Raw genomic sequence first — 25,977 nt, 5'->3', positions numbered from 1 at the left:
CTCCCCATGGCTACCGACACCGATACCGCGACAGCGACCGCGACCGCGACCGCGATCAGGAACGTTCTGGAGAGGGAGTGCCCGGGGGTCCGCGTCACGTCGGTCCGTTCGCTCGACAAGGGCTACACCAGCAAGCAGTGGGTGGCCGCGACCGACGAGGGACGGCTGCTGGTCAAGGTGCCGCAGCGGGAGCGGGATCCCGAGCACCTGCGGCGGCTCGTCTCCAGTGCGCAGGTGGCGGCCGAGCACGGCGTCCCGGTGGTGCGGTACCGGCGGCTGGTGCCGCACGAGGCGGCCCTGGGCGGGCCGGTGCTCATCCAGGAGTACCAGGAGGGCGACGCGGCGGGCGAGGTGTGGGAATCCCTCGACGAGGATCAGCGGATGGTCCTGATCCGGGACCTCGGCGAGGTCACGGGGCGGTTGCACGCCATCGTCGGGCCCCGCTTCGGGGACGTGCTGGGCGGCGGGAAGGCGGCGACGCTTGAGGAGTCGGTCGAGGCCGAGGTGGAAGCGCTGCTTCCGCAGGCCGATCCCGGGCTGATCGGGCCTGCCGATGCCCTCCGGTCCGCGCTCGCCGCCGCCGTGGCGCGGCTGGCGGACGCGGCGAACGTCCCGGCCCTCACCCACGGCGACCTGTGGCTGCCGAACCTCCTGGTACGCGACGGCCGGATCAGCTGTGTCCTCGACTTCGAACACGCCACGTACGCGGACCGGTTCCGCGACTTCGGCAAGCTCGACGAGCACCTCTTCGACGCGTTCCCGGCCGGCCGCGACGTCTTCCTCGCGTCCTACGCCGCCGCGTGCCCGCTGCCGGACGACTGGGAGCTGCGCGTCGGCATCGGGCACGTGCTGCACGCGCTGAACATGCACGTCTACTTCCTGCGCTGGACCCCGCAGTGGGCGCCGCAGTACGCCCGGCAGGTGCGGGAGTGGCTCACGGAAAACGCGTGAGCCGGTCCTTCAGCCACCGGGCGCAGCGCCGCCTCCGCAGCCGGTCTACGACTCCCCCGGCAGATCGGGCGGCGGCGCCGGGGCCCCCGGAAGGGTGAGGACCGCTTCGGTGCCGCCGCCCGGTGCGGCGCGCAGCAGGACGCCGCCGCCCGCCTGCTCCGCCGTGCGGGCCACGATCGACAGGCCGAGGCCGCTGCCCGGCAGGCTGCGGGCGGACGGGGAGCGCCAGAACCGCGCGAAGACGTGCGGCAGTTCGTCATCCGCGATGCCGGGACCGTGGTCGCGTACGGTCAGTTCGCCCGCCGCGAGACGGACCTCGACGGTGCCGCCCGCGGGGCTGAACTTCACCGCGTTGTCGAGCAGGTTGACCACCGCGCGCTCCAGGGCCGCCGGTTCCGCGCGCACGTACCAGGGGTCGAGCGAAGCCGTCACGGTCAGCGAAGGGCCGCGCAGCCTGGCCCGCTCCAGCGCCGTGCCCACGGTCTCGTGCAGCGCCACGACCCGCACGGAGCCCGCGCTGCCGGGGCCCGCGTCGGGCGTGCGGGACAGTTCCTGGAGGTCGCCGATCAGCGCCGCCAGCTCCCCCATCTGCGCCTTGACCGAGCCGAGCAGCGCCTCCTTGTCGGCGGCCGGGATCTGCCGCCCGGACCGCTCGCTGCGCACCAGCAGGTCGATGTTCATCCGCAGCGAGGTCAGCGGGGTACGCAGTTCGTGGCCCGCGTCCGCGATCAGCTGCCGCTGGAGTTCGCGGGAGGCGGCGAGCGCGGCCGTCATGGAGTTGAAGGAGCGCGAGAGCCTGGCGATCTCGTCCTCGCCGTCCGCGGGGATGCGGATGGTCAAGTCCTCGGTGCGCGCGACGTGTTCGACGGCCTCGGTCAGCCGGTCGACGGGTTTGAGGCCGGCCCGCGCGACCCAGAGGCCCGCGGTGGCCGCGCCCAGCACGCCGACCCCGGCGACGATCAGCAGCACCAGCGCGAGCTGGTTGAGCGGCTGGGTGACCTGGTCCATGGGCGCGGCGACGGAAATCGCCAGCCGGTTGCCGCGCGCGTCGGTGATCGGCCCCGGGTAGCGCACCGTCGACACCCGCATCTCGGTGCCGTTGGCGGAGCGGGTGGTGTGCACCGTGCCGACCAGCCGGCCGTCGGCGACCGCGACGTCGGCCCGCTGGGCGGGGATCACGTCCTTCGCCGGCGAGGTGCAGACGTCGCCCGATGTCGATACCAGCTGGATGGTGTACGGCGTCGGCTGGAAAGTCACCCGGCCCTCAGCCGTGCCCGAGCAGGAGAACTTCAGCGCCTGGACATAGTCCTGGCCGACGTCGACGCTGCGCAGCGACGTGTCGAGCTGTTCGGTGAGCCGGTCGCGGGTGATCAGCCAGCAGGCGGCGGCCGACAGGGCGACCGCGACGGCGACCGCGACGGCGGTGAGCATCGCCAGCCGCGAGCGCAGCGGCAGCAGCCGGTAGCGGCGGACGGCCCGGTCGATGATGCCGGGGGCGGGAGCAGGGGCGGGGGCGGCCGTGGAGCCGCCGTCGGGCCCGTGCTCGCCCTGACCTGGCTCGCCCGGAGTGTGCGGGTCGTGCGGGGTGCTCATTCCGCGCCGCCGTCCGCCCGCAGCACATAGCCGACGCCGCGCACGGTGTGCACGAGGCGCGGCTCGCCGCCCGCCTCCGTCTTGCGGCGCAGGTACATCACGTAGACGTCGAGCGAGTTGGACGTCGGCTCGAAGTCGAAGCCCCAGACCGCCTTGAGGATCTGCTCGCGGGTGAGGACCTGGCGGGGGTGCGCGAGGAACATCTCAAGGAGGGTGAACTCGGTGCGGGTCAGCTCGACCGCCCGGCTCCCCCGGGTCACCTCGCGGGTCGCCAGATCCATCCGCAGGTCGCCGAAGGACAGCGTGTCGCCCTCCTCGGGCGGCGCGCCCGCGGCTGCCGCGTACGAGCTGCGGCGCAGCAACGCGCGGATACGGGCGAGCAGTTCGTCCAGCTCGAACGGTTTGACCAGGTAGTCGTCGGCACCCGCGTCGAGCCCGGTGACCCGGTCGCCGACGGTGTCGCGCGCGGTGAGCATCAGGATCGGCACGGTCACCCCGCTCGCGCGCAGCCTGCGGGCGGCGGTCAGCCCGTCCATCCGGGGCATCAGCACGTCGAGCACGATCAGTTCGGGGTCGTAGGCGGCGACCTTCTCGACCGCGTCGAGGCCGTCGACGGCCTGCTCGGTGCCGTATCCCTCGAAGGCGAGCGAGCGCTGCAACGCCTCGCGGACCGCTGGCTCGTCGTCGACGATCAGGATGCGGGCGGGCTGATCACCGTGCTCGGCGGGACTCATGTGTGTGACTACCTCGGGGTGCGGTACGGACGAAGGCCGGCTCAGACACAGGTGCTGGGCCTGCCCTCAGCCTTGCACGGTGCCGCGGTGTGCGCCGCCCGCGCACCGGGCGATGGCCGCAGCCAGCGCACGGCGCGCACGGTGGACCGGAACGGTGATCTTGTGGGGCACGGTGGCCTCCTGGTCGTACGGGGATGGTGCGGCCGGCGGCTCGCCGGCGGGGCTCAGATCCCGCTGTTGCTGCCGCCGCTGCCGCCGCCGCGCAGCCCGTCGAGGTCGGCCTTGACGGTGTTGATCGGGATGGCGAAGCCGAGGCCGACGCTGCCCGCCGTGCTGCTGGCCGCCGAACTCGGCGCGTACATCGCGGAGTTGATGCCGATGATCTGCCCCTGCATGTTGATCAGCGCGCCGCCGGAGTTGCCGGGGTTGAGCGAGGCGTCGGTCTGGATGGCCTTGTACGAGGTCTTGGACGAGCCGGTGTCGCCGTTGTACTGGTTGCCGCCGAACTCGAACGGCCACTCGTCGCCGCCGCCCTGGCCCTGGCCCCGCTGCCCCTGGCTCTCGCTCTTGGGGACGGTGACGTCACGGTTGAGTGCGGAGACGATGCCGCTGGTGACCGAACCCGTCAGGCCCTCGGGCGAGCCGATCGCCACGACCTGGTCGCCGACCGCGACCTTGCCGGAGTCGCCGAGGCTCGCGGCGGTCAGGCCCTTGGCGCCCCTGACCTTGATCAGCGCCAGGTCCTTGTCGGGGTCGGTGCCCACCACGTCGGCGACCTTCCGGCTGCCGTCGCTGAAGGTGACGGTCACGACGCGGGCGCCGGACACCACGTGGTTGTTGGTGACGATCTCGCCCTTGCTGGTGACGACCACACCGGAACCGGTGGACTCGCCCTCGGCCGACCGCGCCTGGATCTCGACTATCGCCGGGCTGACCGCCTTCGCCACTCCCGCGACGCCGCTGGTGGTCTGGCCCGCGTTGACCAGCGGCGTGGAGACGGTGGATCCGTTGTGCCCGGCCTTGCCCGCCAGCAGCGCCGCGCTGCCGCCGCCGATGAGACCGGAGGCCAGCGCCACCGCCGCGATCAGCGCGACCGGCCGACGGGCCCTGCGCCGCGGCGCCGCCTCCGGCTCGGGCCGCCGCGGATCCGCACCCGCGAACCCGGCGTACGCACCGTCGCCACCGTCCCCGCCGCCGTGACCTGCCGCGCCACTGCCGTCACCGGCACCGGCCTGGCCGGCCGGCGCGTACGGGGGCGGCGGCGGGAATGCCTGCTCGCCGCCCTGACGGGGCTCGTAGCCGTAACCGTACGGCCGGTCCTGGGGCATCTCGTCACCGCTGCGGCGGTAGCTCTCGGTCATGTGACTACTCTGCGAGCGGTCCATGAGAACGGTCTGAGAGTGTCCTGAGAGACCCGACAGAAGTGGGTATGCCCGGTATAAGGAACCCTCGCTTCCACTCCGGACCGCGACGGCCCGCGGGAGATCAGCCCCCGCAGCCGCAGGACCTGCGCACCACCAGACGCGAGGGGAACTGCCGCAGCCGCTCGCGGCGCGACCCCACCACCCGCAGCCCGTCGTCCAGCACGAGGTCGACGGCGGCCCGCGCCATCGCCTGGCGGTCGGACGCCACGGTGGTCAGCGGCGGGTCGGTCAGCCCGGCTTCCTTCACGTCGTCGAATCCCGCGACGGCCAGCTCGCCCGGCACGTCGATACGCAGCTCCCGGGCGGCCCGCAGCACCCCGATCGCCTGGTCGTCGGTCGCGCACATCAGGGCCGGCGGCCGGTCGGGGCCCGCCAGCAGCTCCAGCGCGACCCGGTAGGCGTCGTAGCGGTTGTACGGCGCCTGGAAGTAGCGCCCCTCCAGCGACTTCCCCGACTCCTGCATGGCCCGCCGCCAGCCTTCGACATGGTCGGTGACCGGGTCGCCCGACTTGGGCGTGGCCTCCGTACCGCCGAGGAAGGCGACGTACGGGTGGCCGTGCTCCAGCAGGTGCCGGGTGGCCAGCTGCGCGCCCCAGATGTCGTCCGTCATGACGGCGACGTCGTCGATGGCATCCGGCCTGCGGTGCAGCAGCACCACCCGGGCGTCCCAGGCGTCGATCTCGGCGGCGGCGTGCTCGCTGGGGCCCTGGCTGATCAGGATCAGCCCGGAGACCCGCATCCCGAGGAACGCGCGGAGGTAGTGCACCTCACGCTCATCCAGATAGTTGGCATTGCCGACCAGGACCATCTTTCCGCGCTCGGCGGCGGCCTGTTCGACGGCGTGCGCCATCTCCGCGAAGAACGGCTGCCTGGCGTCCGGGACGATCAGACCTATGAGGTCGGTGCGGCGGGACGCCATCGCCTGCGCGACCCGGTCCGGCCGGTAGCCGAGTTCCTTGATCGCGGCGAGGACCCGCTCGCGGGTGGCCGGGGCGACCGGCCTCGGTCCGTTGTTGATGACGTAACTGACGACGGCGGTCGAGGTACCCGCCAGCCTTGCCACATCATCCCGCGTCACCTTGGCCACGCGCGGCAGTCTACGCGGGTGGTGCCAGGCTGCTACCAGCAGTTCACGGACCGGATCGTGCGGCTTCCGCACCGCCCGATCGCGCGCCTCCGGGCGGGCCGGGCGGCGGCGGGCCCTTCCGGGCCACCGCCGGCCGCACCGGCCCCGTCATCTCCGCGCGTTCACCTCCTGGCGGACCGGCTCCCGGCCGCTTCCCTGGCGGCGGCCGGCTCGCTCCGGGCCGCCTGCTCCCGTGCGCCGTCCGCCGCCGGGCCCGCGGCCCGCTCCCCGGCCTTCGCCTTCGCCTTCTCCTTCGCCTTCGCCTCGGCCGCCGCGCGCTCGACCTTCTCCGGGGTCACGAAGCGGTAGCCGACGTTGCGGACGGTGCCGATCAGCGACTCGTGCTCGGGGCCGAGCTTCGCGCGCAGCCGCCTGACGTGCACGTCGACGGTCCTGGTGCCGCCGAAGTAGTCGTAGCCCCAGACCTCTTGGAGGAGCTGGGCCCGCGTGAACACCCGGCCCGGGTGCTGCGCCAGGTACTTCAGCAGCTCGAACTCCTTGAAGGTCAGGTCCAGGACCCGGCCCTTGAGCTTGGCGCTGTAGGTGGCCTCGTCCACCGACAGGTCGCCGTTACGGATCTCCATGGGGCTGTCGTCGGTGGTGATCTGCTGGCGCCCCATGGCCAGCCGCAGCCGGGCCTCGACCTCCGCCGGGCCCGCCGTGTCCAGCAGGACGTCGTCGACACCCCAGTCGGCGGTGACGGCCGCAAGCCCCCCCTCGGTGACGACCAGGATCAACGGACAGCCGGGGCCCGTGGACCGCAGCAGCTGGCACAGCGACCGCACCTGCGGCAGGTCGCGGCGGCCGTCGATCAGTATGACGTCGGCTCCAGGGGTGTCGATGAGGGCCGGGCCCTCGGCCGGGGCCACCCGCACGCCGTGCAGCAACAGGCCGAGCGCGGGCAGCACCTCCGTCGACGGCTGAAGTGCGTTGGTCAGCAGCAGGAGGGAACTCACTTCCGACCACCTGCCCGATACCCGGCCCGTTTGCTTCGGTACTGCTCGCTTCGCTCGCCCATGACGTCTGGTTCCTCCTCGGTCCCTGCGACGGGGGCACCACCCGGCCTCGGCCGGGGGAGTCTGCGGCACTGCTTCGAACGGTGCTTTCGGCCACGCTCGGGGGCCTGCCCGAAAGCACAAAAGGATCCGGGGGCAACGCTGCCCGGATCCTTCATGCCCAGCAGAATAACTCACATGACGTCCGGACCCGAGGCCGATCTTGAACGTTCCTGTGTTCCTTCGATCACGTCGCGTGGCCGCCGCGCGGCGCTGCTGACCGACGACGGCGTACGCATCGAGGCCGCGTACGAACCCAGAACACCCGGCGTTCCCGCTGGTCAGAACGGTGGGACCGACGGTCGCCCGGAGGACCTCGCGATCGTCCTGGCGCACGGCTTCACCGGAGCGCTCGACCGGCCGGCGCTGCGCCGCGCCGCCGCCGCCTTCCGTGAGCGGGCCGCCGTCGTCACGTTCTCCTTCCGGGGCCACGGCGGCTCCGGCGGACACTCCACCCTCGGCGACCGGGAGGTCGGTGACCTGGCCGCCGCTGTCCGCTGGGCCCGCTCGCTCGGGCACCGCCGGGTCGCCACCGTCGGCTTCTCGATGGGCGGTTCCGTCGTCCTGCGGCACGCGGCGCTGCACCGCCCCGGGGAGCGCAGGGGGCGCACGGACGCACACGCCGATGCGGTCGTCGCGGTGAGCGCCCCCGCGCGCTGGTACTACCGGGGCACTCCGTCGATGCGCCGCCTCCACTGGGTCGTCACCCGGCCCACCGGACGCCTGGTCTCCCGGCTCGGCCTGCGCACCCGGATCCACCCCGATGACTGGAACCCGGTGCCGCTCTCCCCCACCGACGCCGCCCCGCTGATCGCGCCGACCCCCCTGCTGATCGTGCACGGCACCCGCGACCCGTACTTCCCCCTCGACCACCCCCGCATGCTGATGGCCGCCGCCGACCCGGCCGCCACCGACCTGTGGATCGAGCCGGGCTTCGGCCACGCGGAGAACGCGGCCGACGCCGGGCTGCTCGGCCGGATCGGGGACTGGCTCACCGAACGGCCGCCCGGCACGGCCACGGGCTGAGCCGGGGCGGCGGCCACCGCCCCGGCGCCGGCCGTCACTCCGTTTCCGCCACCGCCTCGGCGAACTGCGCCGCGTACAGCCGGGCATACGCCCCGTCGGCCGCCAACAGGGCGTCGTGGCTGCCCTGTTCGACGATGGCGCCGGACTCCATCACCAGGATCAGGTCGGCGTCGCGGATGGTCGACAGGCGGTGCGCGATGACGAAACTGGTGCGCCCCGTGCGGAGCTGGGCCATGGCGTGCTGGATGAGCACCTCGGTGCGGGTGTCGACCGAGCTGGTGGCCTCGTCGAGCACCAGGATCGCGGGCTCGGCGAGGAACGCGCGGGCGATGGTGATCAGCTGCTTCTCGCCGACCGATACATTGCCGCCCTCGTCGTCGATGACGCTGTCGTAGCCGTCGGGGAGGGTCCGCACGAAGCGGTCGACGTGGGTGGCCTTCGCCGCCTCGACGACCTTCTCGAACGGCGTGCCCTCGGGGGCGCCGTACGCGATGTTCTCGGCGATGGTGCCGCCGAACAGCCAGGTGTCCTGGAGGACCATGCCGATCTGGGCGCGCAGTTCCTCCCGCGGCAGCTCGGCGATGTCGGTGCCGTCGAGGGTGATCCGCCCGCCGCTGACCTCGTAGAACCGCATCAGGAGGTTGACGAGGGTGGTCTTGCCCGCGCCGGTCGGGCCGACGATGGCGACGGTCTGTCCTGGCTGGACGGACAGCGACAGGTCGTCGATGAGCGGCTTGTCCGGCTCGTAGCGGAAGGACACCTTCTCGAAGGCGACCCTGCCGTCGGCGCGCACCGCGTCCGCGCGGGCGCCTGGCGGCCGGGTGTCGGGCTGCTGCTCGTCGGCGTCGAGGAGTTCGAAGACCCGTTCGGCCGACGCGACGCCTGACTGCACGAGGTTGGCCATCGAGGCGACCTGGGTGAGCGGCTGGCTGAACTGCCGCGAGTACTGGATGAACGCCTGCACGTCACCGATCGACAGGGCACCGGCGGCGACCCGCAGCCCGCCGACGACCGCGACCAGCACATAGTTGATGTTGCCGATGAACATCATCGCGGGCTGGATGATGCCGGAGATGAACTGCGCCTTGAAGCCGGCGGCGTGCAGCGCGTCGTTCTGCTCGCGGAACAGCGCCGCGGCCTCCCGCTGCCGTCCGAAGACCTTCACCAGCGCATGGCCGGTGTACATCTCCTCGATGTGCGCGTTGAGCTTGCCCGTCGTCTTCCACTGCTGGACGAACTGCGGCTGCGCCCGCTTGCCGATCTTCGCCGCGACGACCACCGAAACCGGCACCGTGAGCAGCGCGACCACCGCCAGCAGCGGCGTGATCCAGAACATCATGGCGAGCACGCCGACGATGGTCAGCAGCGAGGCCAGGATCTGGCTCAGGGTCTGCTGGAGCGTCTGCTGGATGTTGTCGATGTCGTTGGTCGCCCGGGAGAGCACCTCGCCGCGCTGCTGCGTGTCGAAGTAGCTCAGCGGCAGCCGGGACAGCTTCTCCTCGACCTGCTCGCGCATCCGGAAGACGGCGCGCTGCACGACGCGGGTGGCGATCCTGGCCTGGAGGAAGCCGAAGAGCGCGGCGAACACGTAGATCAGCGTGACGCCGAGGAGTACCGTGCCGATCGCGCCGAAGTCGATGCCGTGGCCGGGGACCACCGGCATCGCGCCGACCATGTCGGCGAGCCCGCCCTGGCCGTGCGCCCGCAACTGCGCGGCGGCCTGCTCCTTGGTGAGACCGGCCGGCAGCTTGCGGCCGATGAGCCCGGAGATAACCAGGTCCGTGGCGTGCCCGAGCACCTTGGGCCCCAGGACGTTCAGCGCCACGCTCACCACGCCCAGCGCCATCGCGACGGACATGATGCCGCGCTCGGGCCGCATCTGCGACAGCAGCCGCAGGCCGGAGCGCTTGAAGTCCATCGACTTCTCCGGCGGCCCGCCCATCATCCGGCCAGGTCCCGCCGCGGGCGCCGGGCCACGGCGCGGCGCCGCCGCAACTGGGGTCTCGGTACGGGAGGCCGTTCCCTTGTCCGGGGTGGTCACGCCGCCTCCTGCTCGGTGAGCTGGGAGAGCACGATCTCCCGATAGGTTTCGTTCTCCGCCATCAGCTCGGTGTGGGTACCGGTGCCGACGATCCGGCCCTCGTCCAGGACGACGATCCGGTCGGCGCCGCGGATCGTGGCGACCCGCTGCGCGACGATGACGACGGTCGCCCGGTCGGTCTCCCGGGACAGCGCGGCCCGCAGCGCCGCGTCCGTCGCGTAGTCGAGCGCCGAGAAGGAGTCGTCGAAGAGGTAGATCTCCGGCTTGCGCACCAGCGCGCGGGCGATGGCGAGCCGCTGCCGCTGACCGCCGGAGACATTGCCGCCGCCCTGGGCGACGGGCGCCTCCAGGCGGCCTTCCATGCGCTCGACGAAGTCGCGTGCCTGCGCGATCTCCAGCGCGTGCCACAGCTCTTCGTCGGTGGCGTCCGGATTGCCGTAGCGCAGGTTGCTCGCGACGGTCCCGGAGAAGAGGTACGGCTTCTGCGGGACCAGGCCGATGGCGCCGGCCAGCGTCTCCTCGTCGAGGGTGCGGACGTCCTCGCCGTCGACCAGGACCTCGCCGCCGGTCGCGTCGAAGAGGCGGGGCACGAGCCCGACCAGGGTGGACTTGCCGCTGCCTGTGGAGCCGATGACGGCGGTGGTCTCGCCGGGGCGTGCGACGAGCGAGATGTCCTTGAGCACCGGCTGTTCGGCGCCGGGGAAGCGGAACTCGACGTTGCGCAGCTCCAGTTCACCGCGGGTGCGCAGGGCGGTGACCGGGTTCTGCGGCGGCGTGACGCTGGTGTCCGTCGCCAGCACTTCCTGGATGCGCTCGGCGCAGACCTCGGCGCGCGGCAGCATCATCACCATGAACGTCGCCATCATGATCGACATGAGGATGTACATCAGGTAGCTGAGGAACGCGGTCAGCGCGCCGATCTGCATGGCCCCGCTGTCGATCCGGTGCCCGCCGAACCAGACCACGGCCACGCTGGAGAGGTTCACGACCAGCATGACGAGCGGGAACATCGTCGACATCAGCCGCCCGGCCCGCACCGACACGTCGTACAGGTCGGTGTTGGCCTCGGCGAACCGCTCCTGCTCGTGCCGGTCGCGCACGAAGGCGCGGATCACGCGGATGCCGGTGATCTGCTCGCGCAGCACGCGGTTGACGGTGTCGATCCGCTCCTGCACCCCGCGGAAGATCGGACGCATCCGGCGCACGATCAGCGAGACGAGGATCCCGAGCACCGGGACGATGATCAGGAGGAGGCCGGAGAGCGGCACGTCCTGATTGAGCGCCATGACGACGCCGCCGACGCACATGATCGGCGCCGAGACCATCATCGTGAACGTCATCAGGACCAGCATCTGGACCTGCTGGACGTCATTGGTGGTGCGGGTGATCAGCGAGGGGGCGCCGAACGTGCCCATTTCCCTGGCCGAGAAGGACTGCACCCGGTCGAACACCGCGGCCCGGATGTCACGGCCCAGCGCCATGGCCGTCCGCGCGCCGAAGTAGACGGCGCCGATGGCGCACAGGATCTGCAGCAGGGTCACGGCGATCATGAAGCCGCCGGTGCCGAAGATGTAGCCGGTGTCCCCCTTGACGACGCCGTTGTCGATGATGTCGGCGTTCAGGGTGGGCAGATAGAGGGTGGCCAGCGTCTGTACGAGCTGGAGGAGGACGATCAGGGATATCGAGCGCCTGTGGGGCCGCAAATGCGCCCACGCGAGTCGGACCAACACCTTTCGACCCTATGCGAACGATTGCCCGCGGCAATCGAATATCCGAAGACGTGCAGGACGGCCCCGGGAGCCTTTGCCAGAACTTGCCCGAGCCGGACCGGCCACGGCGTGCGCCATCATGGACGACGCATCACCACACATCACGACGTAAACGACGCACACAACGAAGAGGCCGCCGTGACAACAACTGGCACCGTGCGCTACTGGGCAGCCGCCAAGGCCGCCGCGGGCACGGCCGAGGAGCCCTACGCGGCGGCGACGCTCGCCGAGGCGCTGGACGCGGCACGCGCCGCGCACGCCGCGGAACCTGAGTTCGCCCGCGTCCTGCTGCGCTGCTCGTTCCTGGTGGACGGCAATCCGGTCGGCAGCCGCAGCCACGCGGACGTGCCGCTGGCCCAGGGCGGCACGGTCGAGGTCCTGCCGCCGTTCGCGGGAGGGTGAGGACACGACCATGAGCGACCAGCAGCCCCGGAACCCGTACGGGCAGCAGCCGTACACCGACCAGCAGTACGGCACCCAGGCCCCGTACGACCCGCCCCCGCACGGGCAGGACCCCTACGGCCAACCCGCATACGAACACCAGCCACAGCAGCAACAGCCGTACGCACCACCGCAGTACGGGCAGCCACAGCAGCAGTACGGGCAGCAGCAGCACCCGCACGCACAGCCGCAGTACGGGCAGCAGCAGTACGGGCAGCAGCCGCACGACCAGGCGGCGTACGGCACGCAGACGTACGACCAGCAGGCGTACGCCGCGCAGGCGGCGCACCCGCCCGCCGCACCCGCCGCACCCGTCGCGCCCGCGCCCGAGGCCGCCGCCCCGGCGCCCGCCGCGCCGCTCGCGCCGAACCAGCGGGCCCGCGCCGAGGGCCGGTCGCCGATCATCCCGCCCGGTATCCAGCCGGCCGCGCTGACCGCCGTCCTCGCCCTGCTGCTCGCGCTCGCCGCACCGCTGGGACAGCCGGCGCTGTGCGTGCCCGTGGTGCTGCTCCAGGCGGTCACGGCCGCGGGCTGGTTCCGGCTGAACGGCATGTGGCCCGCCCGCCAGGGCATCGCGCTGGCCTTCCTCGCGGGGGTCACGACCGACGTCGCGCTGCTGGTCACCGACCACGGCAGCGCCCCCCTCGTCGCCATCGCCACGCTCGGCGTGTGGTGCCTGTTCGTCCTCGTGCTCCAGCTCCGCAACCGCAGCAGCGCCGACGAGCGGATGTCCGCGCTGACCGCCGGGCTGACCGCCACCGCCCTCGCGGTGCTCGCGTCGGGCCAGCTCGCGGCCCAGGCGGACGCGGTGACGGCCGGCGCCGCCGCGGTCGCGGTGGCCGCGCTCGTCCGCGCGCTGCCGCTGCCGTCCGCCGCGACCCTGGTCCTGGCGCTGCTCGCCGCGGCGGGCGCGGGCTACGGCGTGGGACAGCTGGGCGGACTGGACACGGCCGGTGCCCTGCTGGGCCTGGCGGCCGGCGCCTGCGCCCTGATCGGCCTGCGGGTGGCCAGCTACGACTACCCGTCCCGCTTCGTCCACCTGACGGCAGGCGTCGCCCTGCCGCTGGCGCTCGCCGCCCCCGCCGTCTACTTCCTGGGCGACGCCCTGGGCTAGCCGGAACGGGCGCCGCACGAACGGCCGCCGGAGCGCGTACCCGCGCCTCCGGCGGCCGTTCAGGTCGGTGGCGGCACGCTCTCGTTTAGGCTCGCCGTGCGGCGTGGGCGAGGGGGCCCTGCCGTACGGACAGAAGCGAAGCGGCCGGCATCCGGCCAGGTGTGGGGGTAGTGGTTCGATGCGTGCACTCAGGTGGCTACTGGTCATCGTCATCGTCATCGGCGGTCTTTTCGTGGCCGCCGACCGGGTCGCGGTGAACATCGCCGAGGACAAGGCCGCGGACAAGATCCGCAGCAGTCAGGGGCTCTCGGCCGCCCCGACCGTCTCCATCGAGGGCTTTCCGTTCCTGACCCAGGTGGCGGGCCGCAGCCTGGACGAGGTCCACGCCGAGCTGGACGGCATCGAGGCCAACGCCGAGGGGCACACGCTGCGCATCGACAAGCTCAGCGCGACCTTCCACGACGTGGCCCTGTCCAGCGACTTCTCCTCGATCGAGAACGCCGCGAGCGCCACCGGCACCGCCAAGATCTCGTACGCGGACCTGACCAAGGCGTCAGGCGCGAACGTCAAGGTGAGCTACGGCGGCCAGAAGGACGGCCACAGCCAGGTCAAGATCTCGCCGAGCATCCCGCTGCTCAGCTCGCTGGAGGTGACCGGCACGATCTCGGTCTCCGGCGGCGACACGCTGCGGCTGCGCGCCGACCGGATCCCGGCCATGTGCGGGGCGATCCCCGGCTGCACGGACAAGGTCCGCGGCCAGACCGACCACGAGTGGAAGCTGGACCAGCTGCCGGGCAACCTGAAGCTGGACAAGGTCACCGCGGGGTCGGGCGGCATCTCGATCTCCGCATCCGGCAAGGACGTCAAGCTCCCCGGCTGACGCCGTTCCGGTTGGCCGCCCCCACACCGTCCAATCGCTGAGACATCGCGTTCCGTAAGCCGACCCCCCACCCGCGCAGCGCCGCCCGGCACCCGTCACACACGGCCGGGCGGCGTTTGTCGTCTCGGATCACGGACAATCACGTCTCATCATCCGACACACCGGTGACAGGCCCCGGTGTGCGTCCCTACGATCGGCAGCATGCAGAGCGCATTGAGCGGTCTCCGTTTCCGGGGACAGGCGAACCTCACGAAGCGGCGGGCAGTTGATCTGTGCCGCGTCGCCGCCATGCTCTGTCGCCCTGTCTGACGGGCCCCGCACCCGTCCCGCCGCCCGGACTTCCGGGGCCGGCCCTTCCGCACCTCCCCCGCGCAGCGCCGCGCGCAGCAGTCCGCCGCGCACACCCGGCACAACCGCGTGCACGACCGCAATCACCCCCCGTAACTGCCCCGGAGGAAGAACATGAGCCGTAGTGACGTTCTGGTGGACGCCGACTGGGTCGAGGCCCACCTCAACGACCCGAAGGTGGTCATCGTCGAGGTCGACGAGGACACCTCCGCGTACGAGAAGAACCACATCACGAACGCCGTCCGGATCGACTGGCAGAAGGACCTCCAGGACCCGGTCCGCCGCGACTTCGTCGACCAGGCCGGCTTCGAGAAGCTGCTGTCCGGGAAGGGCATCGCCAACGACGACACCGTCATCCTCTACGGCGGCAACAACAACTGGTTCGCGTCCTACGCCTACTGGTACTTCAAGCTCTACGGCCACGACAGCGTGAAGCTGCTCGACGGCGGTCGCAAGAAGTGGGAGCTGGACTCCCGCGACCTGGTCGCCGAGGTCCCGCAGCGCGCCGTGACCCAGTACCGGGCGAAGGCCCAGGACACCTCCATCCGCGCCTTCCGTGACGACGCCGTCGCCGCCATCGGCAACAAGAACCTCGTCGACGTGCGCTCCCCCGACGAGTTCAGCGGCAAGCTGCTCGCGCCGGCGCACCTCCCGCAGGAGCAGTCGCAGCGCCCCGGCCACATCACCGGCGCCCGCAACATCCCGTGGTCGAAGAACGCCAACGACGACGGCACCTTCAAGTCCGACGAGGAACTGAAGGCCCTGTACGAGGACGAGGGTGTCGACCTGGCCAAGGACACCATCGCCTACTGCCGCATCGGTGAGCGTTCCGCGCTCACCTGGTTCGTGCTGCACGAGCTGCTGGGCCAGGCCAACGTCAAGAACTACGACGGCTCCTGGACCGAGTACGGCTCGCTCGTCGGCGTCCCGATCGAGCTCGGCGCCGCCAAGTAACCCGCGCGCCAGCGCCCTCCTTCGAAACCCCTCAAGGAAGTACGTCATATGTGTGGAGCACAGGCCGGCGGCCCCGACGCCTCGACCATCAAGCCCGGTGAGACCACGATCCAGGGCAGCGTGACCCGCGACGGCGAGCCCGTCACCGGCTACGTCCGTCTCCTGGACAGCACCGGCGAGTTCACCGCCGAGGTCCCGACCTCCGCGACCGGGCAGTTCCGCTTCTACGCGGCCGAGGGCACCTGGACGCTGCGCGCCCTCGTCCCCGGCGGCACCGCCGACCGCACCGTCGTCGCCCAGCAGGGTGGCCTGGCGGAGGTCGCCATCGCCGTCTGACGGCATCATGGAACGGTCCGCGCCCGGCTCCGCCGCCGCGGAACGTACGGCCGGAGGGCCGCACCCCGGGGTTTGGACGCCTTGCGCGGGGTGCGGCCCTCCGCGCTTGCCAGGCGCCCGCCGTCCGGACTTCTTTCCGGCGGCGGGCGGACTTACCGTGGACTTATGCACGCGCCTCGTTGGCTGCCCCCACAACGCCGTCATCGCTGGTACTTCACGATGATGGGCGTCTGCCTCACGCTCTTCATCCTGGCCTGGAGCGTGGTGCGGCTGTGGTCGGTCACGGCGGCTGTGGTGATGTGCCTGGTGGCGATGGTGATCCCGCCGGTCGCGGCGATCGTCGGCAACCGGCGGGGCCCGCAGGAGCGCTGGTGGGACGAGTCCGGCGACCCGGAGTCCGACCGCTGGTGGCGCGAGCTGGACGACCGGGACGACCGGCACTCGAAGTAGCCGCGGGCGGGCGGCTCAGTAGACCAGCGCCTGCACGCCGTCCGGCATGATCTCGCTGACGAAGAACTGCGAACCGGCGATCCCGGCGCCCTCGATGAGGTCCTTCTGCTCGATGCCGCGGCGCGCCGCGCACTGCGTGCACAGGGTGATCGCGCCGCCGCCCGCGAGGATGCCGTCGATCAGCTCGGGCAGCGGTGCCGCGTGCGGCAGCTCGAACTCCGCCGCCCGGCCCGGCAGCGCGAACCACGCCGCTTCCCCCGTCAGCCACAGGGACACCTCGACGCCGCTGGCCACCGCCACCGCCGCCACCGTGAACGCCTGCGAGCACCGCTCGGGCGCATCGGCGCCCGCCGTCACCTTGATCACGAGCTTCTTCGCCATGGGGCCACCCTAGAAGACCTGTGGCGGCCCCGGCAGCTCACCGCTCCCCTGCGTACACCGTCTCCAGGAACTCGTCGACCGCGCGGTTGAAGGCGTCAGGGCGCTCCATGTTGGGGTAGTGGCCCACGCCTTCGATGGTCACGGTGCGGCCGTCGGCGACGCCGCAGGCGAGGCTTTCGGTCATGGCGAGGAGACCGGGCGCGTCGAGGGCGCCGTTGACGGCGAGGAGCGGCACGGCGATGCCGGCCGCGCGGGCCGCCGCGTCCCGCACCGGTATGTAGTGGTCCGGCTCGTCGACGGTGTGCTTGGCGACGGTCCTGGCGCTCGCCTCCCGGATCCGCCGCACGATGCCGGGGTCGACCTCCTCGCGTGTGCGGTGCGGGCCCGCCACCCAGTCCGCGATGTTGTCGAGCCAGCGCTCGATGTCGCCTGCGGCCAGGGCGTCGTCGGACCGCGGGTCGTTGACGGGACCGTCGAGCACGCCGCCGCCGCTGATCACCAACGCCCGGACGAGACCGGGGTGTTCCAGCGCGGTGTCGACGGCGGTGATCGCGCCCATCGACAGGCCGACGAGGGTCGCGGGTCCTGTGCCGAGGTGGCGCAGCAGCGCGGCGAGGTCGTCGGCGGGGCGGAACGGGCGGCTCGCGTTGGCGGATCCGCCGTGCCCGCGGGCGTCCGGCGCGATCACCCGGTAGCGCTCCGCGAGGACCGGCACCTGGTCGTCCCACACCGTGTGGTCGGCGAAGCCGCTGTGCAGCAGCACCACGGGCGGGCCGCTGCCGGTGTCGCGGTAGGCGAGGTGCCCGTCGTCGGACGCGAACGTGAAGAGGTCGGAGGCGTCAGTCATGGCCATCAAGGTGCCATGACACACGGACTTTGACAACCAAGTTGTCACTATCGCCGACATGGCAACCCAGGTGTCACCATGGCCGGGTGACCGACCACGAGGACCCGCCCCTCCCGCCCGACGCCGTCGCCGACCGGCTCACCGAGGTGTTCGCCCTGGTCGGACCGCTCTACCGGCGCGTGCAGCGCAAGGTGGAAACGGACGCGCCTGGCCAAGGGCTCTCCGTCGGCATCCGCGCCGTCCTCGACCTGCTCCGCGAGCACGGCCCCCTCACCGTCCCGCAGATGGGCCGCGCCCAGGCCCTGAGCCGCCAATTCGTCCAGCGCATGGTCAACGACGCCGTGGCCCGCGACCTCGTCGAGACCCGTCCGAACCCCGCCCACCAGCGCTCCCCGCTCATCCAACTGACCGGCCGGGGCCGGGCGGCCATCACCGCCGTCACCACCCGCGAGCGCGCCCTGCTGCGCCAGATCGAAGGCGACCTCACCGACGCCGACGTCACCGCCTGCCTCCGCGTCCTCGCCCGGATGCTGGACCTCTTCGACGACGTCGACGTGAACTGACGCGGAACGGCGGCCCGTCCCCTGGCCCGGCGGCGGGCGGGGAACCTCACAGCGCCACCCCGAACGGCGACGACTAGACTCGGACCCGGTCCGTATCACCTCACTCCGTCCAAGGAGCGCGCTCGTGCTTGAGGCAGTCTTCACCACCCTGCTCGTCCTCGTCGGCGTCGGCGTGATCGCCTTCGCCGGTCTGACCTGGAAGAAGCTGTACCAGGGCCAGCGCTGAACCGCTCCTGACCGTCTCCTGAATCCTCTACAGATCGCCTGAGCTCATGATCGAGATCCCGTCCGACCTGAATCCGGCCCTCGTCCCCCTGGCCTTCCTCCTGGGCAACTGGGAAGGCGCGGGTGTCGCGGAACTGTTCGACGCAGACGGTGGCCCCGGCACCGAGAAGTGCAACTTCGGCCAGGAAGCCACCTTCACCCACGACGGCCGCGACTTCATCGAGTACACCTCGCACAGCTGGGTGCTCGACGGCGAGGGCAAGAAGGTCCGCCCGCTGGAGACCGAGAGCGGCTACTGGCGCATCGACAAGGACCGCAAGGTCGAGGTCGTGATGATCCGCGACCAGGGCATCGTCGAGGTCTGGTACGGCGAGCTGGCCGACCAGAAGCCGCAGATCGACCTGGCGACCGACGCGGTGGCCCGTACCGCGGCTGCCGGGCCGTACAGCGGCGGCAAGCGGCTCTACGGCTACGTCAACAGCGACCTGATGTGGGTCGGCGAGAAGGCCACCCCCGACATGCCGCTGCGCCCCTACATGTCCGCGCACCTGAAGAAGGTCGCCGACCTCAAGGAGTGGGCGGAGAGCCTGCCGGAAGACACCCCGGACGGAGTGTCGTTCTTCAACGCGGACGGCACGCCCTACCAGGGCTGATCCGTACCACCCAGCACAACGCGCCCCGCGGGGGAAGTCCGGTGAGAATCCGGCGCTGACCCGCAACGGTAAGCGGAACCACCCTTCCGCAAGCCCGATCACCCGCGGCGGCGCCGATCCTGACAACTCGCCGTGGACTGCGAGGGGACGCCACCGGTGCCACCCGCTCCGGGCCGTGCCTCCATCCCTAGGACGGCCCGAGCCGAAGGCGGACCGCCCGTGGCACCGACCACCCAGGCCGCGCCCCGCGCACCGAGCCCGCCCGACGGGCCCGGTGCGCACCCGCGCCGGATACCCGTACCGCCCCTGATCGCCGTGGCCGCCGTAGTGCTGGCCGGCTCCGTGCTGTGCGGCGTCGGCCTCGGCGCGTCCGGACTCGGCTGGGGCGAGGTGCTGCACTACCTCGGCGCCGGACTGACCGGCGGCACCCTCTCCCCCGACGAGGTCTCCCGCTACACCATCGTGTGGGAACTGCGCTTCCCCCGCGCCCTGTTGGCCGCCATCGTGGGCGCAGGACTGTCCGCCATCGGCGTCGCCGTCCAGGCGCTGGTCCGCAACGCGCTCGCCGACCCGTTCGTCCTCGGCATCTCGTCCGGCGCCGCCGTCGGCGCCAACGCCGTCCTGATCTTCGGCGCGGCCGGTGCGCTGGGCGTCTGGGCGCTGTCCGCCTCCGCCTTCGTCTGCGCGCTGCTCGCCATGATCCTGGTGTACGCCGCGGCCCGCACCGCGCACGGCCTCACCCCGCTCCGGCTGGTCCTGACCGGCACCGCGATGTACTACGGCTTCTCCGCCATCACCACCCTGATGGTGTTCTCCGCCGACCGCGGCGAGGCGGCGCGCTCGGCCATGATGTGGCTGCTCGGCAGCCTGAGCGGAGCCGGCTGGGCGTCCCTCCCCGTCGCCGCCCTCGCGGTGGCCGCCGCACTGGCCTACCTGCTGCTCTCGGCCGGCCGGCTGAACGCGCTGGCCATGGGCGACGAGACCGCCGCCGCCCTCGGGGTGGACGCCGCCCGGCTGCGCCGCGAACTGTTCGTCGTCGCGGCGGCGGTGACCGGCGCGGTGGTCGCGGTCAGCGGCGCGATCGGCTTCGTCGGCCTGATGGTGCCGCACATCACCCGCATCCTGGTCGGCTCCGACCACCGCAAGGTCCTGGCCGTCGCCCCGCTGCTGGGCGCCATCCTGCTGGTGTGGGTGGACATCCTCTCGCGGGTGCTGCTGGCCCCCGTCGAACTGCCCGTCGGGGTGCTCACCGCGGTGATCGGCGTGCCCTGCTTCGTGCTGCTGATGCGGCGGCGCGGCTACAGCTTCGGAGGCGGCGCCTGATGCGGATCGACATCGAGAACCTGGCGGTCGAGATCGCCGGGCAGCGGCTCGTCCACGACGTCGCGCTGACGGCGGGCAGCGGCCGGCTGATCGGCCTCGTCGGCCCGAACGGCAGCGGCAAGTCCACCCTGCTGCGCTGCGTCTACCGCGCGCTGCGCCCGGCGGCAGGCAGCGTCCGCCTGGACGGTGACGACCTGCACGCCATGACCGCCAAGGAAGGCGCCAGGCGCCTGGCCGCGCTGCCCCAGGAGTCGAGCGGCACCTTCGACTTCACGGTCTCCGAGGTCGTCGCGATGGGCCGGCTGCCCCACCAGCACGGCTCCGGACGGGCCGACGCCACCGACACCGGGATCTGCGCGCGGGCCCTGGACCGGGTCGGCGCCGCGCACCTGGCGGGCCGCGGCTTCCTCAGCCTGTCGGGCGGCGAGAAGCAGCGGGTGCTGATCGCCCGCGCGCTCGCCCAGGAACCGCAGGTCCTGGTGCTCGACGAACCCACCAACCACCTGGACATCGCCCAGCAGTTGGAGGTGCTCGCGCTGGTCCGCGACAGCCGGCTGACGGTGCTCGCCGCGCTGCACGACCTCAACCTCGCCGCCGTGCACTGCGACGAGCTGTACGTCATCGACGGCGGCCGGATCGTCGCATCAGGGCCGCCGCACGACGTGCTGACCCCCGACCTGCTCGCCGAGGTCTTCGCGGTCCGCGCCCACCGCGTACGGCACCCCGAATCCGGCGCCGTGCAGCTCCTGTTCGACCGGCTGCCGGCCCCCGCGACCCCCGCCCCTTCCGCCTCCGCGCCCGCCTCCTGAGGATCGTCATGCCCCGCCGTACCGCCGCCCTGCTCTCCGTCCTCGCGCTGTCCCTCACGGGCTGCGGCGCACAGATCGCCCACGACGACACCCCGGCGAAAGCGGCCGGCTACCCGGTCACCGTCAAGAACTGCGGAAAGCCGCTGACCTTCGACAGAGCGCCTTTGCGGGTCGTCACCAACGACGTGAACATCGCCGACCTGATGTTCGCGCTCGGCCTGGAGAACCACATGGCCGGCTACGTGATGCCCACCTACAAGGGCGACCTCGACAAGGTCGCCTGGCGGGACGCCTACGACAAGGTCCCGTGGCTGTCCAAGAAGGCGATCACCAAGGAGATCGCCCTGGACGCCAAGGCCGACCTCGTCTTCGCGGGCTGGAGCTACGGCTTCGGCGAGGGCGACGACCTCACCCCCGCCTCCCTCAAGAAGCTCGGCATCGGCAGTTACGTCCTGACCGAGTCCTGCCGCAACGGCGGCTCCGGCAGCTCCCGCGGCGTGATGCCGCCCCTGGAAGCGCTCTACACCGACCTGGAGAACCTCGGGAAGATCTTCCACGTCGAGGACCGCGCCACGAAGCTGATCAAGGACTACCGCCGGCAGATAGCCGACGTCCGCGCCAAGATCCCCAAGGGCGGCCACCGGCCATCCGTCTTCCTCTACGACAGCGGCCAGGACAAGCCGATGACCGCCGGCGCCTTCGCGGCACCGGACGACATCATCACCAAGGCGGGCGGCGACAACCTCACCAAGGACGTCAAGGACTCCTGGACCACCGTCGGCTGGGAGACCGTCGTCGAGCGCGACCCCGACGTCATCGTGATCAACGACTACGGCACGCCGTCCGCCGCGCAGAAGAAGAAATTCCTGCTCTCCTACCCGCCGCTGGCCGACGTCTCGGCCGTCAAGAACCACCGGATCTTCGTCCTCGACTACGCCGACCTGGTCGAAAGCCCCCGCAACCCCGCCGCCGTCACCGCACTCGCCCGCTACCTCCGGACGGTCCACACCGACTGACGCCCCGCCCCGGCGCCGCGCCCTCCTACACTGGGGGCGTGGTGACCACCGACTGGCAGAGCGACCTCCGCAGGCGCGGCTACCGCCTGACCCCCCAGCGCCAGCTCGTCCTGGAGGCTGTGGACAGGCTGGAGCACGCCACCCCCGACGACATCCTCACCGAGGTCCGCAAGACCGCGGGCAGCGTCAACATCTCCACGGTCTACCGGACCCTGGAGCTGCTCGAAGAGCTGGGCCTGGTCAGCCACGCACACCTCGGGCACGGCTCCCCGACGTACCACCTCGCCGACCGGCACCACCACATGCACCTGGTGTGCCGGGACTGCACGGACGTCATCGAGGCGGACCTGTCGGTGGCCGAGCCGTTCCGTTCCCAGCTGCGCGAACAGTTCGGCTTCGAGACGGACATGAAGCACTTCGCCATCTTCGGCCGCTGCCGCGGCTGCACGGCCAAGGCCGCCCGCACCGACTCCTGAGACAGCCGGGCCGTAGGCTGACAGCATGAAGAGTTCCCTGCTGTCGCTGCCCGGCGCCGTCCCCGCCGAGGCCCCCGACGAAGGCGTCGCCGCGCACTACGGCGATCTGTTCCGGGAGCAACGCGCGCTGGCGGACGGTGCCGGCTTCGTGGACCTCTCGCACCGCGGCGTCGTCGCGGTCACCGGCACCGAGCGGCTGAGCTGGCTGCACCTGCTCCTCACCCAGCACGTCAGCGAACTCCCGCCCGGCCGGGCCACCGAGGCCCTGATCCTCTCCTCGCACGGCCACATCGAGCACGCGCTCTACCTCGTCGACGACGGCGAGACGACCTGGATGCATGTCGAACCCGACACCCAGGAGGCGCTGATCGCCTACCTGGAGAGCATGAAGTTCTTCTACCGCGTCGAGGTCGCCGACCGCACCGCCGAGACCGCCGTGGTGCACCTCCCGGCCGGCTCGATCACCGAGGTGCCGCAGAACGCCGTCGTCCGCGAAACCCCGCACGGCCGCGACCTCTTCCTGCCCCGCGCCGAGCTGGAGACCTTCGCCGCCGCCCACGGCCCGGCCATCGGCGTCCTGGCCCTGGAGGCGCTGCGCGTCGAGGCGCACCGCCCGCGGCTCGGCCTGGAGACCGACCACCGCACCATCCCGCACGAGCTGGGCTGGATCGGCACCGCCGTGCACCTCCAGAAGGGCTGCTACCGCGGCCAGGAGACCGTCGCCCGGGTCCACAACCTCGGCAAGCCGCCGCGCCGCCTGGTCTTCCTGCACCTGGACGGCAGCGAGGTCCACCTGCCGCCGCACGGCACCCCCGTACGGCTCGCGGCGGACGGCGAGGAAGGCCGCCAGCTCGGCTTCATCACCACATCCGCCCGCCACCACGAGCTGGGCCCGATCGCCCTCGCCCTGGTCAAGCGCAACGTCCCGCTGGACGCCCAGCTCAGCGCCGCCGGCACCGCAGCCGCCCAAGAGGTCGTCGTAGCGCCGTAGCCGCACCGGAGACCGGCGGGCCGGGCCCTAGACCTCCACCAACACCGTGAACGGCCCGTCATTCGTCATCGACACCTTCATGTCGGCGCCGAACCTGCCGGTCTCCACCCGCGCACCCAGCGCCCGCAGCTGCGCGACGACCTCGTCGACCAGCGGCTCGGCGACCGGCCCGGGTGCCGCCGCGTTCCAGGTGGGCCTGCGCCCCTTGCGCGCGTCACCGTAGAGAGTGAACTGGCTGATCACCAACAGCGGCGCCGACGTGTCCGAGCAGGACTTCTCGCCCTGCAGAATGCGCACCGACCAGAGTTTCCTGGCCAGCTGCGCCGCCTTCTCCCCGGTGTCCTCGTGCGTGACGCCGACCAGCACGCACAGCCCCTCGCCGACGATCTCGCCGACCGTTTCCCCGTCCACGACGACGGACGCGCCGTCGACTCTCTGCACCACAGCTCGCATACGCGCCATCATGCACCGCCCCGCCCGGCCTTCGGACACCCGTACCCATCCGAGGGCCGTTCGGGTGTCATGGCCCTGCATACGGACCGCCCAGAGTGGCACGATGCGTGCACGTGGTGCGTTTCATGGACAACATGCCCTGGATGCCGCACCGGACGAGGGGACGGAACGATTCATGAGCACTGCCGGCGCCGGTCGGATTCCCGGCCCCGTACCACCCGCCCGTTCGACGACCACGGCAACGGCTCCCGCTGAGCCCGGCCGCACCAAGGAGGGCCCCATGCTCCAGGCAGGCCGGGCACCGCACCGCCCACCGCAGCAACGCGACCGCTTCCAGCCGGTCGTCCAGCCCGATCTGACCGCCCAGAGCCTGCCTGACCTGCGCGTACTGCGCCGTGACGCCCAGCAGGAGGAGGCCGACCTCAGCTATCTGCGGCGGCTGCTCCAGGGCCGGATCGACATCCTGCGCGCCGAGACCGCCCGCCGTACAGGGCCGCTGTCGCCACTGCTCGACCGCCTGCCGGAGATCCTCACGGACGTACCGTCCAGCCACCGCTCGTCGGCCCGGCACGTCACGCTCGGCCCGCCGCACAGCGAGGAGTACCGCAGGCTCGCCGACGAGATGCTGGGTGAGGTCGAACTGTCCGACCTCACCGCCCGCACGGACCCCGAGCTGCAAGAAGGCATGGCCCGCCTGGTCCGCTACGAACAGCAGGTCTCGCACCGCCGCCAGTCCCTCCAGCGCATGGCCGACGATTGCAGTACCGAAATCACCCGCAGGTACCGTGAAGGCGAAGCGCAAGTAGACGACCTGCTGTCCTGACCCGGCCACCGGCCTCCGGGACCGCGGATCACTTCCCGGAAGGCCGCCGATGACCTCGCCCCGCCCGATATCCGAGCCGACCCCGGCAGACACCCCCCTGTCCCCGGTCCTCGCCGAGGTCGTCCGCTCCGGCTTCGTCGAGGGACGGCACCGCGGCTCGCTGGTCGTGCTGGCCGCCGACGGCAGCGTCGAGACGGCACTCGGTGACGTCACCGCCCCGGTCTTCCCCCGCTCGACGAACAAGCCGATGCAGGCCGCCGCGGTCCTGCGCGCGGGCCTCGACCTCGCCGACGAGCGCCTGGCCCTGGCCGCAGCCAGCCACTCGGGCGAAGCCTTCCACCTCGACCTCGTCCGCACCATGCTCGACGAGTTCGGCCTCCGCGCCGACCAGCTCGGCACCCCGCCCGACCTCCCCCTCGACCCGGAGGAGGCCGAGCACTACCTGGCGGCGGGCCAGGTACGCGACCGGATCACCATGAACTGCTCCGGCAAGCACACCGCCATGCTGGCCGCCTGCGCCCGCAACGGCTGGCCCCTCGACTCGTACCTCGACCAGGACCACCCGCTCCAGCAGCTGATACTCGAAGGCGTCCGCACGGCAGGCGGCGAGGACGTCGCCCACATCGGCACGGACGGCTGCGGCGCCCCCCTCATGTCCCTCTCCCTCACCGGCCTCGCCCGCGCCTTCCGCCACTTCGTCACCGCCGCCCCCGGCACCCCCGAACGCCGCGTCGCCGACGCCATGCGCGCCCACCCCGAGTACGTGGCCGGCACCCGCCGCCCCGACACCTGGCTGATGCGCGAACTCCCCGGCGTCCTGTCGAAGATGGGCGCCGAAGCCGTACAGGCCCTGGCCCTGCCCGACGGCCGCGCCCTCGCCTTCAAGGTCGACGACGGCGCCACCCGCACCCTGGGCCCGATCCTGGCCCGCACCCTGCGCCTGATGAACGTCGAATCCGACGTCCTGGCCCGCATAGAAGACGCCCCCCTCCTGGGCGGCGGCACCCGCGTGGGCTCCATCCGAGCAGCCTTCTGACCCACGCCAACGAGGCCCGAAGGGCGAGGCGAGGACAGGGAGCGCCCACCGGCGGTCAGCCGCGTACGAGACCGGGTGGGTCGGAGGGGCCGCACCGGGTCGCTCCCCGCAGCGACAGGTGCCAACACCGGCAGCCTCT

The 25,977-nt window shown here is 71.9% G+C and carries 28 protein-coding genes and 1 riboswitch; of the genes, 18 read left to right on the top strand and 10 right to left on the bottom strand.

Features of this window, described 5'->3' with window-relative positions:
- Window positions 1–6: 6 nt before the first annotated feature.
- On the top strand, window positions 7–951 hold the full coding sequence (locus ACGFNI_RS30410) for a phosphotransferase family protein (protein WP_393688081.1): 945 nt from the start codon (window positions 7–9) through the stop codon (window positions 949–951).
- Between the two features lie 45 nt (window positions 952–996).
- Here ACGFNI_RS30410 and ACGFNI_RS30405 read toward each other — a convergent pair whose 3' ends face one another.
- From ACGFNI_RS30405 to ACGFNI_RS30385, 5 genes are all read right to left on the bottom strand, one after another.
- Window positions 997–2,544 carry a sensor histidine kinase gene (locus tag ACGFNI_RS30405; RefSeq protein WP_393688079.1) on the bottom strand — a complete coding sequence of 516 codons (1,548 nt, stop codon included), beginning with the start codon at window positions 2,542–2,544 and terminating at the stop codon, window positions 997–999.
- Window positions 2,541–3,278, bottom strand: a complete 738-nt coding sequence (locus ACGFNI_RS30400; RefSeq protein WP_393688077.1) for a response regulator transcription factor — start codon at window positions 3,276–3,278, stop codon at window positions 2,541–2,543. The genes ACGFNI_RS30405 and ACGFNI_RS30400 overlap by 4 nt, the downstream gene beginning before the upstream one ends.
- 224 nt (window positions 3,279–3,502) lie before the next feature.
- On the bottom strand, window positions 3,503–4,639 hold the full coding sequence (locus ACGFNI_RS30395; protein ID WP_393688075.1) for a S1C family serine protease: 1,137 nt from the start codon (window positions 4,637–4,639) through the stop codon (window positions 3,503–3,505).
- Between the two features lie 124 nt (window positions 4,640–4,763).
- Complete coding sequence (locus tag ACGFNI_RS30390; protein WP_393688073.1) at window positions 4,764–5,789, bottom strand: LacI family DNA-binding transcriptional regulator; 1,026 nt, start codon at window positions 5,787–5,789, stop codon at window positions 4,764–4,766.
- 161 nt (window positions 5,790–5,950) lie between these two features.
- Window positions 5,951–6,784 (bottom strand): winged helix-turn-helix domain-containing protein, encoded by an 834-nt coding sequence (locus tag ACGFNI_RS30385; protein ID WP_393688071.1) that lies wholly within the window; start codon window positions 6,782–6,784, stop codon window positions 5,951–5,953.
- A 237-nt stretch (window positions 6,785–7,021) separates the two neighbouring features.
- Here ACGFNI_RS30385 and ACGFNI_RS30380 point away from each other — a divergent pair, with 237 nt between their 5' ends.
- Window positions 7,022–7,909 (top strand): alpha/beta hydrolase family protein, encoded by an 888-nt coding sequence (locus ACGFNI_RS30380; RefSeq protein WP_393688069.1) that lies wholly within the window; start codon window positions 7,022–7,024, stop codon window positions 7,907–7,909.
- Window positions 7,910–7,943: 34 nt separating this feature from the next.
- Here the strand turns inward: ACGFNI_RS30380 and ACGFNI_RS30375 are convergent, their stop codons facing one another.
- Complete coding sequence (locus ACGFNI_RS30375; protein ID WP_393688332.1) at window positions 7,944–9,854, bottom strand: ABC transporter ATP-binding protein; 1,911 nt, start codon at window positions 9,852–9,854, stop codon at window positions 7,944–7,946.
- 92 nt (window positions 9,855–9,946) lie between these two features.
- A complete protein-coding gene (locus tag ACGFNI_RS30370; RefSeq protein WP_393688068.1) occupies window positions 9,947–11,680 on the bottom strand; it encodes an ABC transporter ATP-binding protein in 1,734 nt (577 codons plus the stop codon).
- A gap of 195 nt (window positions 11,681–11,875) precedes the next feature.
- On the opposite strand from ACGFNI_RS30370, the gene ACGFNI_RS30365 reads away from it, so the two are divergent.
- The 7 genes from ACGFNI_RS30365 to ACGFNI_RS30335 all read left to right on the top strand — a co-directional run bounded on the left by ACGFNI_RS30365 (window position 11,876) and on the right by ACGFNI_RS30335 (window position 16,242).
- On the top strand, window positions 11,876–12,121 hold the full coding sequence (locus tag ACGFNI_RS30365) for a MoaD/ThiS family protein (RefSeq protein ID WP_393688330.1): 246 nt from the start codon (window positions 11,876–11,878) through the stop codon (window positions 12,119–12,121).
- Window positions 12,122–12,131: 10 nt separating this feature from the next.
- Complete coding sequence (locus ACGFNI_RS30360; protein ID WP_393688066.1) at window positions 12,132–13,274, top strand: hypothetical protein; 1,143 nt, start codon at window positions 12,132–12,134, stop codon at window positions 13,272–13,274.
- A 178-nt stretch (window positions 13,275–13,452) separates the two neighbouring features.
- The gene (locus tag ACGFNI_RS30355) at window positions 13,453–14,154 is read left to right on the top strand and encodes a DUF2993 domain-containing protein (RefSeq protein WP_393688064.1); all 702 of its coding nucleotides are present in this window, start codon (window positions 13,453–13,455) and stop codon (window positions 14,152–14,154) included.
- A 201-nt stretch (window positions 14,155–14,355) separates the two neighbouring features.
- The gene (locus ACGFNI_RS30350; protein WP_393688062.1) at window positions 14,356–14,463 is read left to right on the top strand and encodes an Ms5788A family Cys-rich leader peptide; all 108 of its coding nucleotides are present in this window, start codon (window positions 14,356–14,358) and stop codon (window positions 14,461–14,463) included.
- A 153-nt stretch (window positions 14,464–14,616) separates the two neighbouring features.
- Window positions 14,617–15,456, top strand: a complete 840-nt coding sequence (locus ACGFNI_RS30345; protein WP_393688061.1) for a sulfurtransferase — start codon at window positions 14,617–14,619, stop codon at window positions 15,454–15,456.
- 48 nt (window positions 15,457–15,504) lie between these two features.
- Window positions 15,505–15,792 carry a DUF1416 domain-containing protein gene (locus ACGFNI_RS30340; RefSeq protein ID WP_030085405.1) on the top strand — a complete coding sequence of 96 codons (288 nt, stop codon included), beginning with the start codon at window positions 15,505–15,507 and terminating at the stop codon, window positions 15,790–15,792.
- A 165-nt stretch (window positions 15,793–15,957) separates the two neighbouring features.
- Window positions 15,958–16,242, top strand: a complete 285-nt coding sequence (locus ACGFNI_RS30335; protein WP_393688059.1) for a DUF3099 domain-containing protein — start codon at window positions 15,958–15,960, stop codon at window positions 16,240–16,242.
- 15 nt (window positions 16,243–16,257) lie between these two features.
- Here ACGFNI_RS30335 and ACGFNI_RS30330 read toward each other — a convergent pair whose 3' ends face one another.
- Both ACGFNI_RS30330 and ACGFNI_RS30325 read right to left on the bottom strand, forming a co-directional pair.
- Window positions 16,258–16,623, bottom strand: a complete 366-nt coding sequence (locus tag ACGFNI_RS30330; protein WP_393688057.1) for a DsrE family protein — start codon at window positions 16,621–16,623, stop codon at window positions 16,258–16,260.
- 37 nt (window positions 16,624–16,660) lie between these two features.
- Entirely contained in the window at window positions 16,661–17,470 is an 810-nt protein-coding gene (locus tag ACGFNI_RS30325; RefSeq protein ID WP_393688056.1) for an alpha/beta fold hydrolase, read from the bottom strand.
- An 86-nt stretch (window positions 17,471–17,556) separates the two neighbouring features.
- Between ACGFNI_RS30325 and ACGFNI_RS30320 the strand changes: the two genes are divergently transcribed.
- The 7 genes from ACGFNI_RS30320 (at window position 17,557) to ACGFNI_RS30290 (ending at window position 23,526) form a co-directional block, all read left to right on the top strand.
- On the top strand, window positions 17,557–18,033 hold the full coding sequence (locus tag ACGFNI_RS30320) for a MarR family winged helix-turn-helix transcriptional regulator (RefSeq protein WP_393688054.1): 477 nt from the start codon (window positions 17,557–17,559) through the stop codon (window positions 18,031–18,033).
- 272 nt (window positions 18,034–18,305) lie between these two features.
- Window positions 18,306–18,911 carry an FABP family protein gene (locus tag ACGFNI_RS30315; RefSeq protein ID WP_393688052.1) on the top strand — a complete coding sequence of 202 codons (606 nt, stop codon included), beginning with the start codon at window positions 18,306–18,308 and terminating at the stop codon, window positions 18,909–18,911.
- A 30-nt stretch (window positions 18,912–18,941) separates the two neighbouring features.
- A riboswitch (cobalamin riboswitch) is annotated at window positions 18,942–19,015 on the top strand.
- Window positions 19,016–19,130: 115 nt separating this feature from the next.
- Window positions 19,131–20,234: a FecCD family ABC transporter permease gene (locus ACGFNI_RS30310; RefSeq protein WP_393688050.1), complete on the top strand. Its 1,104-nt coding sequence runs from the start codon at window positions 19,131–19,133 to the stop codon at window positions 20,232–20,234.
- Window positions 20,234–21,043 (top strand): ABC transporter ATP-binding protein, encoded by an 810-nt coding sequence (locus tag ACGFNI_RS30305; protein ID WP_393688048.1) that lies wholly within the window; start codon window positions 20,234–20,236, stop codon window positions 21,041–21,043. The genes ACGFNI_RS30310 and ACGFNI_RS30305 overlap by 1 nt, the downstream gene beginning before the upstream one ends.
- Before the next feature lie 8 nt (window positions 21,044–21,051).
- A complete protein-coding gene (locus tag ACGFNI_RS30300) occupies window positions 21,052–22,059 on the top strand; it encodes an ABC transporter substrate-binding protein (RefSeq protein WP_393688046.1) in 1,008 nt (335 codons plus the stop codon).
- Window positions 22,060–22,097: 38 nt separating this feature from the next.
- Window positions 22,098–22,535, top strand: coding sequence for a Fur family transcriptional regulator (locus tag ACGFNI_RS30295; protein ID WP_393688044.1), 438 nt, complete (start codon window positions 22,098–22,100; stop codon window positions 22,533–22,535).
- A 25-nt stretch (window positions 22,536–22,560) separates the two neighbouring features.
- On the top strand, window positions 22,561–23,526 hold the full coding sequence (locus ACGFNI_RS30290) for a YgfZ/GcvT domain-containing protein (RefSeq protein ID WP_393688043.1): 966 nt from the start codon (window positions 22,561–22,563) through the stop codon (window positions 23,524–23,526).
- Window positions 23,527–23,553: 27 nt separating this feature from the next.
- Here the strand turns inward: ACGFNI_RS30290 and dtd are convergent, their stop codons facing one another.
- A complete protein-coding gene (dtd, locus tag ACGFNI_RS30285; protein ID WP_393688041.1) occupies window positions 23,554–23,979 on the bottom strand; it encodes a D-aminoacyl-tRNA deacylase in 426 nt (141 codons plus the stop codon).
- A 175-nt stretch (window positions 23,980–24,154) separates the two neighbouring features.
- Between dtd and ACGFNI_RS30280 the strand changes: the two genes are divergently transcribed.
- Window positions 24,155–24,802 carry an ABC transporter substrate-binding protein gene (locus ACGFNI_RS30280; RefSeq protein WP_393688039.1) on the top strand — a complete coding sequence of 216 codons (648 nt, stop codon included), beginning with the start codon at window positions 24,155–24,157 and terminating at the stop codon, window positions 24,800–24,802.
- Between the two features lie 49 nt (window positions 24,803–24,851).
- Window positions 24,852–25,838, top strand: coding sequence for an asparaginase (locus tag ACGFNI_RS30275; protein ID WP_393688037.1), 987 nt, complete (start codon window positions 24,852–24,854; stop codon window positions 25,836–25,838).
- The last annotated feature ends 139 nt before the right edge of the window (window positions 25,839–25,977 follow it).

It is taken from the genome of Streptomyces sp. NPDC048644, from assembly GCF_043199105.1.
Taxonomy (GTDB): domain Bacteria; phylum Actinomycetota; class Actinomycetes; order Streptomycetales; family Streptomycetaceae; genus Streptomyces.
The sequence above is the reverse complement of the archived record's forward strand: the minus strand, read 5'-3'. Positions and strand labels throughout refer to the sequence as shown.

Bases quoted from the DNA above. Each gene is read 5' to 3' on its own strand.
- ACGFNI_RS30280 (WP_393688039.1), top strand. From the start codon at position 24,155: ATGAGCACTGCCGGCGCCGGTCGGATTCCCGGCCCCGTACCACCCGCC.
- ACGFNI_RS30380 (WP_393688069.1), top strand. From the start codon at position 7,022: ATGACGTCCGGACCCGAGGCCGATCTTGAACGTTCCTGTGTTCCTTCG.
- ACGFNI_RS30340 (WP_030085405.1), top strand. From the start codon at position 15,505: ATGTGTGGAGCACAGGCCGGCGGCCCCGACGCCTCGACCATCAAGCCC.
- ACGFNI_RS30360 (WP_393688066.1), top strand. From the start codon at position 12,132: ATGAGCGACCAGCAGCCCCGGAACCCGTACGGGCAGCAGCCGTACACC.
- ACGFNI_RS30330 (WP_393688057.1), bottom strand. From the start codon at position 16,623: ATGGCGAAGAAGCTCGTGATCAAGGTGACGGCGGGCGCCGATGCGCCC.
- ACGFNI_RS30290 (WP_393688043.1), top strand. From the start codon at position 22,561: ATGAAGAGTTCCCTGCTGTCGCTGCCCGGCGCCGTCCCCGCCGAGGCC.
- ACGFNI_RS30350 (WP_393688062.1), top strand. From the start codon at position 14,356: ATGCAGAGCGCATTGAGCGGTCTCCGTTTCCGGGGACAGGCGAACCTC.
- ACGFNI_RS30355 (WP_393688064.1), top strand. From the start codon at position 13,453: ATGCGTGCACTCAGGTGGCTACTGGTCATCGTCATCGTCATCGGCGGT.
- ACGFNI_RS30325 (WP_393688056.1), bottom strand. From the start codon at position 17,470: ATGACTGACGCCTCCGACCTCTTCACGTTCGCGTCCGACGACGGGCAC.
- ACGFNI_RS30400 (WP_393688077.1), bottom strand. From the start codon at position 3,278: ATGAGTCCCGCCGAGCACGGTGATCAGCCCGCCCGCATCCTGATCGTC.
- ACGFNI_RS30275 (WP_393688037.1), top strand. From the start codon at position 24,852: ATGACCTCGCCCCGCCCGATATCCGAGCCGACCCCGGCAGACACCCCC.
- ACGFNI_RS30315 (WP_393688052.1), top strand. From the start codon at position 18,306: ATGATCGAGATCCCGTCCGACCTGAATCCGGCCCTCGTCCCCCTGGCC.
- ACGFNI_RS30345 (WP_393688061.1), top strand. From the start codon at position 14,617: ATGAGCCGTAGTGACGTTCTGGTGGACGCCGACTGGGTCGAGGCCCAC.
- ACGFNI_RS30405 (WP_393688079.1), bottom strand. From the start codon at position 2,544: ATGAGCACCCCGCACGACCCGCACACTCCGGGCGAGCCAGGTCAGGGC.
- ACGFNI_RS30410 (WP_393688081.1), top strand. From the start codon at position 7: ATGGCTACCGACACCGATACCGCGACAGCGACCGCGACCGCGACCGCG.
- ACGFNI_RS30395 (WP_393688075.1), bottom strand. From the start codon at position 4,639: ATGACCGAGAGCTACCGCCGCAGCGGTGACGAGATGCCCCAGGACCGG.
- ACGFNI_RS30335 (WP_393688059.1), top strand. From the start codon at position 15,958: ATGCACGCGCCTCGTTGGCTGCCCCCACAACGCCGTCATCGCTGGTAC.
- ACGFNI_RS30305 (WP_393688048.1), top strand. From the start codon at position 20,234: ATGCGGATCGACATCGAGAACCTGGCGGTCGAGATCGCCGGGCAGCGG.
- ACGFNI_RS30375 (WP_393688332.1), bottom strand. From the start codon at position 9,854: ATGATGGGCGGGCCGCCGGAGAAGTCGATGGACTTCAAGCGCTCCGGC.
- ACGFNI_RS30300 (WP_393688046.1), top strand. From the start codon at position 21,052: ATGCCCCGCCGTACCGCCGCCCTGCTCTCCGTCCTCGCGCTGTCCCTC.
- dtd (WP_393688041.1), bottom strand. From the start codon at position 23,979: ATGCGAGCTGTGGTGCAGAGAGTCGACGGCGCGTCCGTCGTCGTGGAC.